Origin of the sequence: Collinsella sp. LCP19S3_D3 (assembly GCF_052121455.1) — a bacterium.
Lineage (GTDB): Bacteria > Actinomycetota > Coriobacteriia > Coriobacteriales > Coriobacteriaceae > Collinsella.
In genome coordinates this window covers 66,049-82,726 of the sequence record NZ_JBQKEF010000002.1, presented here as the reverse complement: position 1 = coordinate 82,726, position 16,678 = coordinate 66,049, and the positions used below count along the sequence as shown (strand labels likewise).

Here is a 16,678-nt window from a genome sequence, read left to right as displayed (position 1 = left end):
GGTTTTCCTTTTAGCAACAAATGTCCCTTAGACGCAAAAGCGGCCCTGCATCTCTACCTCGAGAGACGCAGGGCCCCTTAACAAGTGCACTAAACGCAGCGGGCTCGATTAACGGCGTGCTGCTTTCACAAGCTCAGCGACCTTGGCGACAACCTCATCGATCGCCACATCCTCGCGCTCGCCCGTGGCACGATCCTTGAGCTCGACGGTACCGTTCTTAAGGCCGCGCTTGCCGAGCACCACCTGATAAGGGAAGCCCATAAGGTCGTTGTCGGCAAACTTAAAGCCGGGACGCTCGTCACGGTCGTCAACGACAACCTCGATACCCTCGGCGCACAGACCCTCGACGATTTGATCGCAAACAGAAGCGCACTCCTCCTTCTTGGGGTCGAGCGGAATCACCGCAACCTCGTACGGGGCAACGGAGACCGGCCAAACGATACCGTGCTCGTCGTTGTGCTGCTCCACGACGGCAGCGAGCGAGCGGGACACGCCCACGCCGTAGCAGCCCATGATAAGCGGCTTCTCCTTGCCGTCCTCGTCCATAAAGGTGGCACCCATGGCCTCGGAGTACTTGGTGCCCAGCTGGAAGACCTGGGAAACCTCGATGCCGCGAGCAGCGGAGAGCGGCTTGCCGCAGTGCGGGCAAGGGTCGCCGGCAACGACGGTAACCAGGTCGGCCCACTCGTCGACGGTAAAGTCGCGCTCGGGGCAGGCACCGGTAAAGTGATAGTCGACTTCGTTGGCGCCGCAGGCCCACTGCTTGGACTCGCGCAGGCTCTCGTCGCAGACCAGACGAATGCCCTCGGGCAGGTTAACCGGTCCGATAAAGCCCTTATGCAGACCGTAGGTCTGGAGCTCCTCGTCGGTCATCATGCGATAGCCCTTGCCAAAGACATGCTCGGCCTTGCAGTCGTTGAGCTCATGATCGCCCGGAACGATGGCCACAACCGGCTTGCCCTCGGCGTCGATGAGAGCCAGTGACTTGCGCGTACCGTTCTCGGGGAAGCCGAAGAACTTGGCGACGGCCTCGATGGTGCCCATACCCGGAGTCTCGACCTTGACGAGTGTGCCGTCGCCGGGGCCCTCGGTCACAACGACCTTGGTGCTTGCCGCCTCGTCATCGGCAGCAAAGCCACAATCGTCGCAGTAGACCAGCGAAGCCTCGCCGGCATCTGCCAGCGCCATGAACTCGACGGAGGTGTCGCCACCGATCTCGCCGGAATCGGCGACGACGGGCAGGGCCTTGATGTAGCAGCGCTCGCAGATATTGGCGTACGCCTGCTTCATCTTGTCGTACTCCTCCTGCAGGCTCTCCTGCGTGGCAGAAAAGCTGTAGGCGTCTTTCATGATGAACTCGCGACCGCGCATCAGGCCAAAGCGGGGACGGAACTCGTCGCGGAACTTGTCCTGGATGTGATAGAGATTCACCGGCAGTTGCTTGTATGAACGCAGCTCGTTGCGCACCAGGGCAGTCACGGTCTCCTCGTGCGTGGGGCCGAGCACGAACTCGCGGCCGTGGCGGTCATCAAAGCGCACGAGCTCCTTGCCATAGGCATCGATACGGCCGGACTCACGCCACAGCTCGGCATCGACCATGATGGGCATCATGAGCTCCTGGGCGCCGGCGGCGTCCATCTCGTCGCGCACGATGTTCTCAATCTTGCGAATCGAGCGCCACGCGAGCGGCAGATAGGAATAGAGACCGGCGGCCTCCTTGCGGATCATACCGGCACGGAGCAGCAGGCGATGGCTCGCAAGCTCAGCGTCGGCCGGATCCTCTTTGAGCGTCGGAGCATACAGCTTAGACATATACATTGCTCGGGTCATTTATTTCTCCTCAATAAGCTTGTCGACCTCGGCCATAAGCGCGTCGACAATTTGGTCCTCCGCTACTTTACCAATGATCTGGCCATGCGAAAAGAGCAGGCCCTGACCACGTCCGCAAGCAACGCCCAGGTCGGCATCAGAAGCCTCACCGGGGCCATTGACGGCACATCCCATGACGGCAATCGAAAGCGGCGCGGCATAGTTCTTAAGCCGCTCGGTTACTTCCTCGGCGATTGCGATCAGATTAACCTGACAGCGGGCGCACGTGGGGCACGAGACAATCTCGGGGCCGCGGCGACGCAGGCCCAGCGACTGCAAAATTCCCCAGGCGACCGGCGGCTCCTCAACCGGATCGGCCGTGAGCGAAACGCGCATGGTGTCACCGATTCCCTCGGACAGCAGGATTCCAAGGCCCACCGAGCTCTTGATGGTGCCCTGCAGCTTGGTGCCCGCCTCGGTAACGCCCAGGTGGAGCGGAACGTGGGGAATCTCACGCGACAGGGCACGATAGGTGTCGAGCGTCGTTTGCACGCTATGGGCCTTGGCCGATAGCACAATGTTCGTAAAGCCGCGGTCTTCAAAATGCTTGACAAAACGTTCGCTCGACATCACGAGCTTTTCGGGCTGCGTGAGGTCGTCGCGCTCAGCGATATCCTGCTCAAGCGAACCAGCATTGACGCCGATACGAATCGCACAGCCCGCGGCACCCGCAGCATCGATTACCGCGTCAACCTTGGCCCAATCGCCGATATTGCCGGGATTGATGCGCAGCTTGGCAGCACCGGCCTCAACGGCACCAATGGCGAGCTTATGGTTAAAGTGGATGTCGGCAACGATCGGCACCGGAGACTCGGCACAGATGGTGCGGAAACCCTCAAGTGCGGCCTCGGTGGGCACGCTCACGCGCACGATATCGCAGCCAGCCTGCGCCAACGCGCACACTTGCGCAAGCGTTGCCTGGGCATCAGCGGTATCGGTGCAGGTCATGGATTGGACCACCACCGGCGCGCCTCCACCGATCTGCACGCCGCCCACATGCACGGGGCGCGTCAACTCGTGAGGCAAAGGATGGGATAAAGACAATCCAAACACTCCCCTACAGAATAAATCGAAGGATGTCGGAACGAAGCATATAGACAAACAGCAGCGCAAAGAGCGCGATGCCCACATAGCTCACAATCGTCTGGACCTTGAGCGGAAGCTCGCGGCCCGCAATCTTTTGAATGATCTCGATGACCAACTTGCCGCCATCGAGTGGCGGGATGGGCAGCAGGTTCATAAAGCCAAGCGAGAACGAAATGAGGGCGGCAAACGAAAGGAACGTGGCAGGGCCGGCAGCAGCAGCTTGTGAGGACATAACGCTAATACCCACGATCGAAGAGGACTGATCGAGAATCTCCATCGTATGCTGAGGCTGGAGCAGGCGCATCACGCCCTGCGCTGTCTGCACGACATAGGAGAACGACAGGCGAGCCGACGTGATAGGGTCTAAACGGACCACCTGCGTAGAGACATACACACCTAGGCGTTCGTCCTCTTTGAGCGCAACCGTGGTCGAATGCTTCTTGCCGTCACGCTCGTACTCAATGGCGATATCGTCCTTACCGGCAGCCTTGCCAATGGCATCGTAAACGTCCATCCAGGTAGAGCACGATACTCCGTCGACCGAAAGAATCGCGTCGCCATCCTCGATTCCCGCCGCGGAGGCAATCGAGCCTTCGTCAACCTGGCCGATCACATTGGTGTCCACCGGCACCGTGACACCCGCGATGGAATAGATGCTCATAAGGAGCAAAAAGCCCGTCAGGATATTGACGATAATGCCCGCAAGCAGCATAAAGGCACGCTTGACAAAGACCTGACCCAAATAGGTGTGCGAGCGCTCGCGTGCAAGAAATTCGGCCTCGCCGCACGGCAGTTCCCATACATCGCCCTCGGCAGTCGCGTGCTCGCGATCGAACCGACGGCCGTCAAAGGTGGTATAACCCGCCGCATCACGCGGCAGGGTCTGGTACTTGGTGGGATAGTAACCAGGCGAAGGCTTTTCTCCTTCTTCATACCAAGGAGCTATGGAGCCCCAACCCAGCAGCAAAGCACAGGCCTCGAGCACATCCTCCTCGGACAGCTCAAGCTCGACGGCAAGATCAGCCACCGTCACACGGCCGTGGCGATAGATGGCGGCAAGCACGCGATCGGCATACGAGACATCGGTCGGATCCATGCCACAGATGGCAGCATACCCACCCAGCAACAGCGGGGTCACGCCAAACTTGGTGCCGATCCGACGAGACGTATGGTGAATATCAAAGCGACACGGCAGGCCCAAAAAGAACTCAGTCACCCGGACGCCGCAGGCACGCGCCGCCAAAAAGTGGCCGCCCTCGTGCAAAAACACGAGGACGGAAAGCATCAGCAGGCCCCAAAAGACCGATGAGAGAACGCTCAGAACAGTTTCCATAAAACGAAAAAGCAATCCTTATGGGTTAAAAACGGGTTGCGGCGAGCACTTGCGCGGCCTTTTCACGCGCCCACGCATCGATACCGCGAAGCTGTTCAAACGAATCGACCGTCTGCGCATCATGCGCATCCATACAGGATTCCACAATGCGATCGATATCGGTAAAACTGCAGCCATCATGCAGGAAGGCATCGACGGCGACCTCGTTGGCGGCATTGAGCACGCACGGCATGGTGCCGCCCGTCTTGCCCGCACGCTCGGCCAGCGCCAGGCAGCGGAACGTATCCATGTCGGCCGCATCAAAGGTAAGCTGACCCAACTCGCGGAAATCGATGCGCGGAGCCGGAGTATCCCAGCGCTCGGGATACGAGAAGGCAAACTGGATGGGAATGCGCATGTCAGATACCCCGAGATGCGCCATCACGGAGCCGTCGGCAAACTCGACCATCGAATGAATCTTTGACTGGCGCTGCACGACCACGTTGATAAAGTCGAGGTCGCAACCGAACAAGTGCATCGCCTCGATACGCTCCAGGCCCTTGTTCATGAGGGTAGCGGAGTCAATCGTGATCTTGGCACCCATAGCCCACGTAGGGTGCGCCAGGGCATCGGCGCGCGTCACACGGTCGAGTTCCTCGCGCGAACGGCCAAAGAACGGACCGCCCGAACAGGTAAGCCAAATACAGTGGGCCTCGCGCGGATTCTCACCCAGATAGCATTGGTAAATTGCAGAGTGCTCGGAATCGACCGGGATAAGCTGACCGGGCTGAGCCAACGGCATCAGCAGGTCACCGCCAACAACGAGCGACTCCTTATTGGCAAGGGCAAGGCGCTTATTCGAGATCAAGGCAGCATGGCTTGCCTCGAGACCGGCGGCGCCAACAATGGCAACGAGCACGCAATCGACATCATCACGGCACGCGAGATCACAGACCGCCTGCGCACCAACGCCGACGTTCGTGCCCTGAGGCAGCTCCTGCAGTACGGCATCAGACCCGTGAGCGGTATCTGCGATGGCAACAGCCGGAACCGAAAACTCACGGGCAAACGCAACGAGCTCAGTGGTACTGGAATTAACGGAAAGAGCCGTCACCTGCAGACGATCGGCATGCTGACGGCAAACATCGAGCGCCTGAGTGCCGATAGAGCCCGTACAGCCCAGGATGGCAACACGAAGACGTCCATCGGAGCCATAGGTCGTCTGGAAGGACATTACAGCACGCCTCCGATCATCAGCATCAGCTGCGCGGTGATGCAGCCGAAGATAAGCGAATCGCTTCGATCGAGCATGCCGCCGTGGCCCGGGATAAGGTTACCGGAATCCTTGACGCCCACACCGCGCTTGATGCGCGACTCGATAAGGTCGCCGATAACGCCCAGGATGGACACAACCACGCCGCAAAGCAGCGCATAGGGCAAGCTCAGCTTATAGAAATGCGTCACCCACAAAATGAGCCAGATGAGAACCGAGCCCAGAATGCCGCCGACAAACCCCTCCCAGCTCTTTTTGGGAGAGATCTTGGGAACCATCTTGTGTTTGCCGATACGGCTGCCCACGATGTAGGCAAACGAATCGGAGACCCAAAGGGACGCACAAACACCCACTGAAAGCAGGGCGCCGGCAAAACCGGGCACGGCATCGCGCAGCAGCACAATAGCCGACAGCATAAAGCCTGTGTAGAGGGGACCCATGAGCGTCACGGCCACATCAGAGATGCGGGTACGCGGCGACCAAACATACCAAATGCCCACCGCGAGCATCAGTGCAAAAAGCAGGGCGTTCAGCAAAAGCGAATCGCCAAGCGCCGATAACGGAAAGAGCACGGCGGCAATAATGCCCAGGTGCTCGTTGGCGACCTTGCCATCGAGCCTCGTCATACGGAAAAACTCAAAGCAGCAAAGCCCGCTCATGACAGAGACAAAAATGGCGGTGGGCACGATACCCAAAACCAGGCACAGGATAAAGACGACAGCGTAGACGATACCGGCGGCGGCACGGGTAATAAAGCCCGCAAGCCACGAACCGGTGCCGCTCTTCGCTGCAGGCGCTCCCGCAGTGGCAGCTTTGCGCGCAGGCGTCTTGGGAGCAGATGCCTTGGGACGATCGGACACGATTAAGCCTCCTCGGTCTTGCTCAGTCCACCAAACCTACGGTCACGGCCCTGATAGGCCAAAATGGCGTCAACAAGGCCCCAACGATCAAAGTCAGGCCAATAGGTATCGGTGACATAGAACTCGGAATAAGCCACCTGCCACAGCAGATAGTTCGAAAGGCGAAGCTCACCAGAGGTGCGAATGACCAGCTCGGGATCGGGAAGACCGGCGGTGTACAGGTGCGAAGCAACCATATCATCGTCGATAGCAGCAGGGTCGATCTTGCCGGCGGCAGCATCGAGCGCAAGCTGACGGGCGGCACGGGTAATCTCGGCACGCGCGCCGTAGTTGACGGCAAGCGCCAGCGTCATACCGGTGTGATCAGCGCACTCGGCAAGACCGCATTCAAAAACGTCGCGGGTCTTCTTGGGCAGCGCGGAAATATCACCCAAAAAGACAACACGGACGTTTTCGCGCTTCAGAAGCGGCAGCTCATCGATAAACGTCTTGGCAAACAGATGCATCAAGACGTTAACCTCATGCTGCGGGCGGTTCCAGTTTTCGGTTGAAAACGCATAGGCGGAAAGCACGTCGACACCCAGACGCACGCAGGCGGTAATGATCTCACGAAGGGAGACGATACCCGCCTTGTGACCCTCGGTACGGGCAAGACCTCGCGCCGTAGCCCAGCGACCGTTACCGTCCATGATGCACGAGATATGGCGCGGAATGTTATTGAGGTCAAGGTCGGAAAAACCGACGCCCGCAGGGGCGTCGGCAAAGTACTCGACCAGTTTGTTCTCGTCGTAATGCACCTTAGATCTCCATGACCTCGGCTTCTTTTTCCTTCAGAAGCTCCTCGACCTTGGCGACATACTCGTCGGTATGCTTCTGCACCTTGGCCTGCTCACGGCGGACATCGTCCTCGGTAAGCTCCTCATCGCGCTCGAGCTTGTTGTTAAAGTCGCGACGGATGTTACGGATAGACACCTTGGCCTGCTCGGCGTACTCGCGGCACTCCTTGACGAGCTCGCGACGGCGCTCCTCGGTGGGAGCCGGGAACGGAAGACGAACAACGGTGCCATCGGAGTTGGGGGTAATACCCAGATCGGAAGCGCCGATGGCCTTGACGATGGCGTTGATAAGCGCCTTATCCCACGGCTCGATGAGCAGCATGTGGGCCTCGGGGGTCTTTACGGCGGCAACCTGCGTGACCGGCGTGGGAACACCGTAATAATCGACGGTGATGTCGGACAGAATGTTAGCGTTGGCTCGGCCGGTACGGACCTTGGAGAAGTTATGCTTGAGGGACTCGAGCGACTTGTCCATGTGGGCGGTGATGTTCTCTGCCATGCTTAATCCTCCTGATAGACGAGCGTGCCGACGGGCTCACCCGAAAGCGCGCGCTTGACGTTGTCCTCGCCATCGATGTTGAGGACCAAAATGGGCATACGGTTATCCTGGCACAGGGCCGTAGCCGTGGAATCCATAACCTGCAGGCCGCGGACGAGCACCTCGTGATAGGTGATCTTGTCAAAGCGGACGGCATCGGCGCACTTGACGGGATCCTTGTCGTAGATACCGTCGACCTTGGTGGCCTTAATCAGAATCTCCGCACCGATCTCGCAGGCGCGAAGGGCCGCGGCGGTGTCAGTCGTAAAGTACGGATTGCCCGAGCCGGCTGCGAAGATAACGACATTGCCCTTGGAGAGGTGATTGATGGCGCGACGACGAATATAGGGCTCGCAAATCTCGTTCATCTGGATGGCACTCATAACGCGGCAAGGAACATCGTTATGCTCGAAGGCATCCTGCAGGGCGAGCGCGTTCATAACGGTCGCAAGCATGCCCATGTAATCGGCCTGAGCACGCTCCATACCGCCGGCAGCTCCAGCCATGCCGCGGAAAATATTGCCGCCGCCGACAACGATGCCGACCTCATGGCCAACGGCGAGCAGCTCCTTGACCTGCTTGGCAAGATGGTCGGTAACCTTGGGGTCGATGCCATAGTGGCCATCGCCCATCAGTGCTTCGCCGGAAAGCTTCAGAAGCACGCGTTTATATCGGATGTCGGACAAAGCGATCCTCCTTTAATTAGACTCTCAATATGATATCAAAGGCTCTGCTTAGAGGCATGAAAAAGCAGGCTGTGAGTAAAACCCACAGCCTGCTCATTACCAGCTACAAGAGCTTATTTACTCGCCACGGACCAGACGGTCGAAGGCAACGACGGTAATGGTATCGCCGAGCTCCTTGGAGACCTGCTCAGCGTACTTCTTGATGGTGAGGGAGCTGTCCTTGATGAACTCCTGCTCGGTGAGCACGGACTGCTTGTAGAACTTCTCCAGACGGCCAACAGCCATCTTCTCCTGGATGGCCTCGGGCTTGCCGGACTCGGCAGCCTGAGCCATGTAGATCTGCTTCTCATGCTCGACGGTCTCGGCCGGAACCTGATCGCGGGTAGCGCAGATCGGAGCGACAGCGGCAACCTGAAGGGCAACGTCGTGGGCAAAGGTCTTGAAGGACTCAGCCTGAGCGGTCTCAGCCTTCTCGAAAGCAAACTCGACGAGGACGCCGATCTTACCACCCATGTGGATGTAAGAAGCGAGAGCGCCGTTCTCGACCTTGCGGGCGGCGAAGCGAGAGATCTTCATGTTCTCGCCCATGATGTGAATCATCTCGGTGAGCTCGGAGGAAACGGTCTCCTCACCCATCGGCTTCTCGAGCAGAGCGTCGACATCGGCCGGCTCGGTGGTGGCGACAACCTCGGCGACCTTGGAAGCAAAGCCGGTGAACTTGGCGTTGGAGCCGACGAAGTCGGTCTCGCAGGAGAGCTCGAGCAGAGCGCCGGTCTTGCCATCCTCGGAGACGAACGCGGCGACAGCGCCCTCGTTGGTCTCGCGGCCAGCCTTCTTGGCAGCCTTAGCGAGGCCGTTCTTACGCAGAACGTCAACAGCGGCGTCCATGTCACCGTCAGCCTCGACGAGAGCCTTCTTGCACTCCATCATCGGGGAGTCGGTCATCTCGCGGAGCTGCTTGACCATAGCGGCGGTAATCTGGGCCATTGTGGTTCCTTTCAAAGAGATGAAAAAGACTTAATTAGGACTGATTTACTCGGCCTTGGGCTCAGCGGCCATCTCGGCCTCGGAGACCTGCTCCTTGCCGGAGCCGGCGAGGCAAGCGTCGGCCATGAGCTCGCACATAAGGGTGACAGCGGAGATGGCGTCATCGTTGCAAGGGATGCCGTACTCGACCTCGTCGGGATCGGAGTTGGTATCGATCAGAGCGACGACGGGGATGTTCAGGCGCTGGGCCTCCTTGATGGCGTTCTCCTCGCGCTTGGTGTCGATGACGAAGAGAGCCTGGGGCAGACCCTTCATGTCGCGGGCGCCACCGAGGTTGGTCTGGAGCTTAGCGAGCTCCTTACCCAGAACAGCCTGCTCCTTCTTGGGAAGAACAGCCATGCGGCCGTCCTCGACCATGGCCTCGAGCTCCTCCATGCGGTTGATGCGGGAGCGGATGGTGACGAAGTTGGTCAGCATGCCGCCGAGCCAACGCTGGTTGATGTAAGGCATGTTGGCGCGCTCAGCGGCGTTCTTGACGGCCTCCTGAGCCTGCTTCTTGGTGCCGACGAACAGCACGTTGCCACCCTTGGCAACGTTCTTGACGAAGGTGTAAGCCTGGTCGGCGTCAAGAATGGTCTGCTTGAGGTCGAGGATGTAGATGCCGTTGCGCTCACCGAAGATGAACGGCTTCATCTTGGGGTTCCAGCGACGGGTCTGGTGACCGAAGTGGCAGCCGGCCTCGAGCAGGGTGCGGATATTAATCTTGGTAGCCATGTTAAACCTCCTGTGGTTTGCCTCCGCGCGGGGTCATCCTCCAAAACCAACCCGGACATGTGCTACCAAAGCCCGGGCACCACGGTATGAAGTAGCCGCGCGTGCGTGATAAAAACCTGTTGCCGTGAAGCAACCCGATGAATGATAGCAGGATTACATCTTTCTGCCAACCCGAAATCAAAACCACACACACGGACGCGCGACCGATTGGATAGAACCCATCTCCTGCCTTATTCGCCGCGCGGAAGGGCTTGGGTAACGGCGCGTTTGAGCCGATCGGGCGTGAGATGCGTATAAATCTGCGTGGTGGACAAGCTTGCATGCCCCAGCAACTCCTGGACAGAGCGCAAGTCCGCTCCGCCCTCGAGCAAATCGGTCGCAAAAGTATGGCGCATCGCATGCGGGGCGATATCGGAAGGGATACCCGCAAGCGTCGCCAACATATGAAACCGTCGCCTAAGCATGGCGGCGCTCATACGGCTGCCGCGTGCCGAGATAAACAGCGGATGCACACCGTTCGTACCGTCGCCACGCTTTGCCTGAGCAAGAAGCTCCGGTCTTCCTTCCTCAATATAGCGGCGGGTCGCATCGAGAGCACGCCGATACAGGGGCACGATACGCTCCTTGCTCCCCTTACCCCAAAGCCGCAGCGTTCGCTCGGACCAAGCAATGGACTCAACATTGAGTGCCGCAAGCTCAGAGATGCGAGCCCCAGATGCATAGAGCAATTCGAGCATCGCCGCATCGCGCAGTCCCGCAGGCGTTGAAACGTCTGGCGATGCAAGCAGTGCCTTAACCTGCTGGGTGGTCAGCACTCCGGGCAAATCGCGTGGAAGCTTGGGCGAGGCAATCGCAGAGACAGCGTCTCCATCGATAAGACCCTCGGCAGCCATCCATCGATAGAACGAACGAATGGCAGACAGGTGCGCCGCAATCGTCCTGGGCGCCACCTGCTCGCGCGACAGCTCCGCCAGATACATACGAACGGTACGTACGTCCGCCGTGCGTGCATCGATATCCCCACGCTCGCACCAAGCGGCAAAACGCTCCAGACGAGAGCCGTAAGCGATAACAGTGTTAGAAGAAAGCCCCTCGACGCGTGCAATATAGGCTATGAACGAGTCGACGGCACCGTACAGGTCAAAGGCTATGACCGGTCGCCTCCAAACAAGTCGGAGCGCGATTCCAGATAGGAATCCAGGGCCTTAAGGGCGCGATCCGCATAGGCCTGATAGCGCTCACGTTTGCTGCGGCGTTTACCGTCCTCGAGGGGAGGCACCAGGCCAAAATTAACATGCATGGGCTGATATCCGACCGTAGCAGGATCGGTCGCATAGCCCACGAGCGCGCCGAGAGCGCCCACGCGCGGCAGCTCGACAGGAGCAACCTCGATAGCCTCGGCATAGGTATTGAGCGCAGCGAGGAGACCCGTCGCGACCGCTTCCATGTAACCCTCCGTACCGGTAATCTGTCCGGCAAGGCGCACGCCCGTGCCGGGCACGGCGAAGGTCCCATCGAGCACATGGGGAGCATCGACAAAGGTATTGCGATGCATGACGCCATAGCGGAAAAACTCGGAATTCTCCAGACCGGGAACCATATGAAAAACGCGCTTCTGCTCGCCGAAGGTCAGGTTGGTCTGAAAACCAACCAGGTTATAGGCGGTCTTTTCCTTGTTCTCGGCGCGCAGCTGAATCGCCGCCCAGGGACGGCGACCGGTGCGCGGGTCGGTGAGCCCGACGGGCTTCATAGCGCCAAAGCGGATGGCATCCTTGCCCGTGCGCGCAACCTCCTCGGCAGGCTGACAGGCCTGGAAGAGGTCCCCGCCCTCAAAGTCCTTGAGCACCACGCGATCGGCCGTGGTAAGTGCCTCGATAAAGGCCTCGTACTCCTCCTTGTTGAGCGGGGCATTGAGATAGTCGCCACTCCCCTGCTCCTCGTAGCGCGACTGCGAGAACAGCACATCCATATCGAGCGTCGAGGCATCGACAATCGGGGCCGCGGCGTCAAAGAACGCCAGGGAATCACCACCGACGAGCTTCATGACCTCCCCGCTCAACGCCGGCGAGCACAAGGGACCCGCGGCGATAACCACATGGCCCTCGGGAATCTGGGTGACCTCGCCGTGAACGACCTCGATATTGGGACGGGCGGCAACCTCGGCCTCGACGAGCTCGGAGAATTTAACACGGTCGACCGCCAAGGCGCCACCAGCGGGAACGGCAGCGCGATGAGCGCAGTCGAGCAGCACCGAACCCATACGCTCGAGTTCGGCCTTCAACAGGCCGGCGGCGGAATCGGGTCGGGTCGACTTAAACGAATTGGAGCAGACGAGCTCCGCCAAGTGATCGGTATGGTGGGCAGGAGAGGTCACCAGCGGCCGCATCTCGCACAGCTTTACGGCAAACCCGCGATCTGCCAGCTGAATCGCGCATTCCGATCCCGCCAGACCGCCACCGATAACCGTCACTTGATCAAACAGCATCTGCAAACACCTTTCTAATTGACACGCTTTCCATTGTGACCGAAGGGCGTCTGAGCGTGAAGCGCAAACTTTGAGGGCGCATACCTTCCATCCATCATGCGCTCGATGAGTCCCTCGAGCTCGAGTGAGCCCAGGAGTTTGAGCACGCCGACGGCATCGAGGGAGACGAGCGCGGCAATGTCATCGACCTTGAGCGGCGAGGCAATGAGCGCGTGCATCACGGCCTGCTGCGTGGGGTCCAGATCGGCGATACCGGGCGCATCGGGACGCGAATAGCGCAGGGTGCCGTATATTCGCGAGATGGCCATCTCAATAGACTCCTCGTCAACAATGCAGCATGCCCCGTTGGCGATGAGGTAGTTGGTCCCACGCGACTCTGGTGACAAAATGGAGCCCGGTACCGCGAGCAGTTCGCGCCCCAGGTCCATGGCGGCCTCCGCTGTCGAGAACGTGCCCGAGGGCATGCCGGCCTCCGACACGAAGAGCGCCTGCGAAAGCGCGGCAATCACCCGGTTACGCCGCGGAAAGGCAAACTTGCGTGGCCCCATACCCCAAGGCGAGATGGACACGACCGCGCCGCCCGTATCGATCGTGCGCGCGATGAGCCCTGCACTCGAACGCGGGTAAACCACGTCGGCGCCCGTACCCAACACCACGACGTGCCTGCCACCAGCGTTGACCGCGGCCCAACCCGAGGCCTGGTCGCAGCCGACCGCACCGCCCGAGACCACCGTCACCCCCGCCTCGACCGCAACTTTCGCGGCCAGCTCTGCCACGGCAAGGCCGTACGGCGAGGCCTTGCGAGCGCCGATGATGGAGAGCGAGGGCGTCGACAGTGCGGCGGGGTCGCCACGCACATAAAGCGTCTGGGGTACATCGGAGAGCTCCAAAACGGTAGCTGGATACAACGCATCACCGGGATGCAGCTCAAAAGTCTCCTCGGGCATTACTGGTCCCTCCTCCCCTGGTACATCGCCGCCTCGAGCACGTGGTCTTGGGTTACCCGCTCACTTTCGGCAACATCGGCAATCGTGCGCGCGATACGCACCAAGCGCACGATGCCGCGCCCTGTGAGATGTGTGCGCCTCGACAGGCCGAGCACGCACTTTTCCGCTGCCCCATCGAGCGCAAAGGTCGAAACGACGCCGTCGATGGAACGTGACTCATCGTCCTCGGCCTCGGCATCTGCATCGTCCATACGGGACTCACGCCAGGCACGAAATGCCCGACCCCGCACAACATAGTCACGTAGTTCAGCTGACGACATACCCTCGGCACCCTCGATAATTACCTGCGGGTCGGGTCGGGTCACGTCAATCATAAGGTCAATACGATCGGCCAAGGGACCACGTAGCTTAGACCGATAGCGCTCAACCATCGAAGCCGAGCAGCGGCACGGTACCTCGCGATCGCCCAAAAATCCGCAGGGACAGGGATTGCTCGCGGCAAGCAGCTGGAACCTCGAGGGAAACGTGAAAGCCCCATCGACGCGTACGATCTTGACGTAGCCGCGCTCTATGGGCTGACGGAGTGTCTGCAGCACGCTGTTGGGAAACTCGGCAAGCTCGTCTAAAAAGAGCACGCCGCCGTGTGCTAGGCTAATCTCGCCCGGGTGCACCGGCCGTCCGCCGCCAATAAGGCCCGCAGTCGAAATGCTGTGGTGGGGGCTACGGAACGGCCGGTGTCCCGCCAGCAAACCATCGATGCTCTCGCCCAAGACCGAATGGATGCACAGCGCCTCTTGCTGATCCTCGAGAGAAAGCTCGGGCAAGATACCCGTCATGCGGCGTGCGAGCATGGTCTTGCCCGAACCCGGCGAGCCAATCATAAGCAGGCCGAGCTCCCCCGCCGCCGCGAGCGCAATGCCGCGCTTGGCAACCTCCTGCCCCAGCACATCGGCATAATCAAGTTCTGGCTCAAACGACGCCTCGACACCCTCGGAATCCAGATAATGCCGAGCCGCCTCGCCCATACCGCGGGCGAGCTGAGACAGATGGTCGATAAAGCCACAGTCCACACCGGCAAGCGGTACATGTTGATCCGACCTTCCTGCGATAAAGGACAGGCCCATATCACGCGCCAACAACTGAAACGCAACCTCGCCTTTTACGGGCAGCACGCTACCATCCAGCCCGAGCTCACCGGCAATAAGGCAATGGTCTAGATGGTCGCGGGGAATCTGCCCATCGGCCGCCAGTACCGCGATGGCAATCGGCAGGTCAAAACCACTGCCCGTTTTACGGATGTCGCCCGGAGCCAAGTTGACGGTAATGCCCGCTCGTGGAATCTCAAATCCCGCCGAGCGCATTGCGCAGCGTATGCGGCCACGCGACTCCATCACCTCCATACTTGGAATGCCAAGCATTTGGATACCCGGAATACCGCCGGCAAGCGAGACCTCGACCGTGACGGGAATCGCCTCGACGCCACGAATACATGCAGCGTGGACGGCAAAGGTGTCAAACGCCATCACGATACCTGCCAATCGAATGCGTTGTATTGATGCTCAATCTCCGCAATATGACCGCCGCGGATAGTAACGCCCACCGCGTCGAAGCGAATCGCCCTAAGGGGATAGTGATCCATAAGGTAACAACTCGCGATACGGCGGTAGCGACGCTGCTTTTGGGCGTCCACCGCCTCCTCGGGAAAGACCCGCGTGTTGCAATCTAGGGCGACGCGCCTTGTCTTGATCTCAGCCATCACCACGACATCATCAAGTTCATCAAGCAGTACCAGATCGGCCTCGCCCTCGGGACACCGGTAGCCCTGTTCCAAGAGGGCATAACCGCGCTCGCGAAAGTAATCGATTGCAATAAGCTCGCCCAGCATGCCCAGTTCTCGAGGACTGAGGCCCTTAATGAACCCAGGCGTAATCGACGCGCAATCAATCTCCCCGTTCTCCCAAAGCTCTTTGAGCTGTTGCGTCTTGCTCTTTGCACTTGCGGCGCACATGGGGTCTCCTTTCCCGCGCACGATATTGACCCGATCATGAGGCCGCCTTTCTTGCGGGTAAGTACCAAAAGAAAACCAAAGTCCAACCAAAAACAAACAAAAAAGGGACCGCATGCAACAATTGCGTTGCATGCGGTCCCCACCAGCTGGTTTATAAAATCCCAGAAGTCCCTGTCTCCATATTTGCCTTAAAAAAGACGCTCCGTCTGCAAAAAATTTCCGCAGAAGCTCACACGATGCAACGGAGAAAGGCCATGTTTACGAATAGCCTCAATGTGCTCGGGGCTCGCATAGCCCTTTGACTCAGCAAGATGATATTCGGGATACTCGGCATCGTACTCGACCATCATCTCGTCACGCGTGACCTTGGCCATAATGGAAGCAGCGGCGATGCAGGCGATTTTGGCATCGCCCTTGACCACATCGCGCTCGTTAGGAACGGCGCCCAAAGGGTTGCCGTCCATAAGCACGCAATCGGGCTCGAGCCCCGTATCCGCCACCGCGCCCGCGACGGCAGTGCGGATGGCGCGGGCCATGCCCATCTCATCGATGTCCGCAGGCGCGATATGGCAAAAACCAATGGCCGTAGCCACCTCGGCAATCTGCACCGAGAGCAGCTCACGACGGGCAGGCGTGAGCTTTTTGGAATCGTTAATGCCCCAAACGCGCGGCTCCATGGGAAGGCAGACAGCGCAGAGCGTCAACGGGCCGGCGACAGAGCCGCGCCCCACCTCGTCAACACCAACGACCACGCCATCGCCGCCGAGCTCATGCATAAGCTCGTACATGCCGTTGACGCGCTCGCGCTCGGAAAGTTCCTTGGCATGGCGCTTAAGTGCGCGTTCGCAAGCCTTGATCACCTGCTGGCGCGGATCCTCGCGATAGTGCTCCACGAGGGCGGGAATCTCCTCGAACGTGGCACTCGCCAGCTCGCCGGCAACCTGCGATGCCGAAATCGAGCTCGTCATATTGGCCATACCAGGCCCTCCTTGCATGGAAATCAGATAAAAAGAAGGG

Annotated in this window: 16 protein-coding genes; all 16 read right to left on the bottom strand. The window is 59.6% G+C overall.

Going from position 1 to position 16,678, the window contains the following annotated elements; translation table 11 throughout:
• Nucleotides 1-108: 108 nt before the first annotated feature.
• The gene (locus ACTQXM_RS01305) at nucleotides 109-1,818 is read right to left on the bottom strand and encodes a proline--tRNA ligase (RefSeq protein ID WP_441547587.1); all 1,710 of its coding nucleotides are present in this window, start codon (nucleotides 1,816-1,818) and stop codon (nucleotides 109-111) included.
• Nucleotides 1,819-1,830: 12 nt separating this feature from the next.
• Complete coding sequence (ispG, locus tag ACTQXM_RS01300; protein ID WP_441547584.1) at nucleotides 1,831-2,895, bottom strand: flavodoxin-dependent (E)-4-hydroxy-3-methylbut-2-enyl-diphosphate synthase; 1,065 nt, start codon at nucleotides 2,893-2,895, stop codon at nucleotides 1,831-1,833.
• Nucleotides 2,896-2,926: 31 nt separating this feature from the next.
• On the bottom strand, nucleotides 2,927-4,288 hold the full coding sequence (locus ACTQXM_RS01295) for a M50 family metallopeptidase (protein WP_441031074.1): 1,362 nt from the start codon (nucleotides 4,286-4,288) through the stop codon (nucleotides 2,927-2,929).
• Between the two features lie 25 nt (nucleotides 4,289-4,313).
• Nucleotides 4,314-5,501: a 1-deoxy-D-xylulose-5-phosphate reductoisomerase gene (dxr, locus tag ACTQXM_RS01290; protein WP_441537009.1), complete on the bottom strand. Its 1,188-nt coding sequence runs from the start codon at nucleotides 5,499-5,501 to the stop codon at nucleotides 4,314-4,316.
• Nucleotides 5,501-6,400, bottom strand: a complete 900-nt coding sequence (locus ACTQXM_RS01285; RefSeq protein WP_441537008.1) for a phosphatidate cytidylyltransferase — start codon at nucleotides 6,398-6,400, stop codon at nucleotides 5,501-5,503. The genes dxr and ACTQXM_RS01285 overlap by 1 nt, the downstream gene beginning before the upstream one ends.
• Nucleotides 6,401-6,402: 2 nt before the next feature.
• Nucleotides 6,403-7,197: an isoprenyl transferase gene (locus ACTQXM_RS01280; protein WP_441537007.1), complete on the bottom strand. Its 795-nt coding sequence runs from the start codon at nucleotides 7,195-7,197 to the stop codon at nucleotides 6,403-6,405.
• Nucleotide 7,198: 1 nt separating this feature from the next.
• Nucleotides 7,199-7,735, bottom strand: coding sequence for a ribosome recycling factor (gene frr / locus ACTQXM_RS01275; protein ID WP_006236112.1), 537 nt, complete (start codon nucleotides 7,733-7,735; stop codon nucleotides 7,199-7,201).
• Nucleotides 7,736-7,737: 2 nt separating this feature from the next.
• Complete coding sequence (gene pyrH, locus ACTQXM_RS01270) at nucleotides 7,738-8,460, bottom strand: UMP kinase (protein WP_427717558.1); 723 nt, start codon at nucleotides 8,458-8,460, stop codon at nucleotides 7,738-7,740.
• A 117-nt stretch (nucleotides 8,461-8,577) separates the two neighbouring features.
• Nucleotides 8,578-9,447 carry a translation elongation factor Ts gene (tsf, locus tag ACTQXM_RS01265; RefSeq protein WP_409064982.1) on the bottom strand — a complete coding sequence of 290 codons (870 nt, stop codon included), beginning with the start codon at nucleotides 9,445-9,447 and terminating at the stop codon, nucleotides 8,578-8,580.
• Nucleotides 9,448-9,492: 45 nt separating this feature from the next.
• A complete protein-coding gene (gene rpsB, locus ACTQXM_RS01260; protein ID WP_055285135.1) occupies nucleotides 9,493-10,221 on the bottom strand; it encodes a 30S ribosomal protein S2 in 729 nt (242 codons plus the stop codon).
• Nucleotides 10,222-10,451: 230 nt separating this feature from the next.
• Entirely contained in the window at nucleotides 10,452-11,360 is a 909-nt protein-coding gene (locus ACTQXM_RS01255) for a tyrosine recombinase (RefSeq protein ID WP_441537026.1), read from the bottom strand.
• 8 nt (nucleotides 11,361-11,368) lie between these two features.
• A complete protein-coding gene (trmFO, locus tag ACTQXM_RS01250; protein WP_441537006.1) occupies nucleotides 11,369-12,706 on the bottom strand; it encodes a methylenetetrahydrofolate--tRNA-(uracil(54)-C(5))-methyltransferase (FADH(2)-oxidizing) TrmFO in 1,338 nt (445 codons plus the stop codon).
• 14 nt (nucleotides 12,707-12,720) lie between these two features.
• Entirely contained in the window at nucleotides 12,721-13,653 is a 933-nt protein-coding gene (locus tag ACTQXM_RS01245; protein WP_441041584.1) for a DNA-processing protein DprA, read from the bottom strand.
• Nucleotides 13,653-15,176 (bottom strand): YifB family Mg chelatase-like AAA ATPase, encoded by a 1,524-nt coding sequence (locus ACTQXM_RS01240; RefSeq protein ID WP_441537005.1) that lies wholly within the window; start codon nucleotides 15,174-15,176, stop codon nucleotides 13,653-13,655. The genes ACTQXM_RS01245 and ACTQXM_RS01240 overlap by 1 nt, the downstream gene beginning before the upstream one ends.
• A complete protein-coding gene (locus ACTQXM_RS01235) occupies nucleotides 15,176-15,661 on the bottom strand; it encodes a YraN family protein (RefSeq protein WP_441537004.1) in 486 nt (161 codons plus the stop codon). The genes ACTQXM_RS01240 and ACTQXM_RS01235 overlap by 1 nt, the downstream gene beginning before the upstream one ends.
• A 188-nt stretch (nucleotides 15,662-15,849) precedes the next feature.
• Entirely contained in the window at nucleotides 15,850-16,638 is a 789-nt protein-coding gene (locus ACTQXM_RS01230; RefSeq protein WP_441537003.1) for a ribonuclease HII, read from the bottom strand.
• Nucleotides 16,639-16,678: the final 40 nt, after the last annotated feature.

Coding starts and splice junctions, on each gene's coding strand:
- ACTQXM_RS01305 (WP_441547587.1), bottom strand. CDS start 1,818: ATGTATATGTCTAAGCTGTATGCTCCGACGCTCAAAGAGGATCCGGCC.
- dxr (WP_441537009.1), bottom strand. CDS start 5,501: ATGTCCTTCCAGACGACCTATGGCTCCGATGGACGTCTTCGTGTTGCC.
- ACTQXM_RS01295 (WP_441031074.1), bottom strand. CDS start 4,288: ATGGAAACTGTTCTGAGCGTTCTCTCATCGGTCTTTTGGGGCCTGCTG.
- ACTQXM_RS01235 (WP_441537004.1), bottom strand. CDS start 15,661: ATGTGCGCCGCAAGTGCAAAGAGCAAGACGCAACAGCTCAAAGAGCTT.
- rpsB (WP_055285135.1), bottom strand. CDS start 10,221: ATGGCTACCAAGATTAATATCCGCACCCTGCTCGAGGCCGGCTGCCAC.
- ACTQXM_RS01240 (WP_441537005.1), bottom strand. CDS start 15,176: ATGGCGTTTGACACCTTTGCCGTCCACGCTGCATGTATTCGTGGCGTC.
- trmFO (WP_441537006.1), bottom strand. CDS start 12,706: ATGCTGTTTGATCAAGTGACGGTTATCGGTGGCGGTCTGGCGGGATCG.
- ACTQXM_RS01245 (WP_441041584.1), bottom strand. CDS start 13,653: ATGCCCGAGGAGACTTTTGAGCTGCATCCCGGTGATGCGTTGTATCCA.
- frr (WP_006236112.1), bottom strand. CDS start 7,735: ATGGCAGAGAACATCACCGCCCACATGGACAAGTCGCTCGAGTCCCTC.
- ACTQXM_RS01230 (WP_441537003.1), bottom strand. CDS start 16,638: ATGGCCAATATGACGAGCTCGATTTCGGCATCGCAGGTTGCCGGCGAG.
- tsf (WP_409064982.1), bottom strand. CDS start 9,447: ATGGCCCAGATTACCGCCGCTATGGTCAAGCAGCTCCGCGAGATGACC.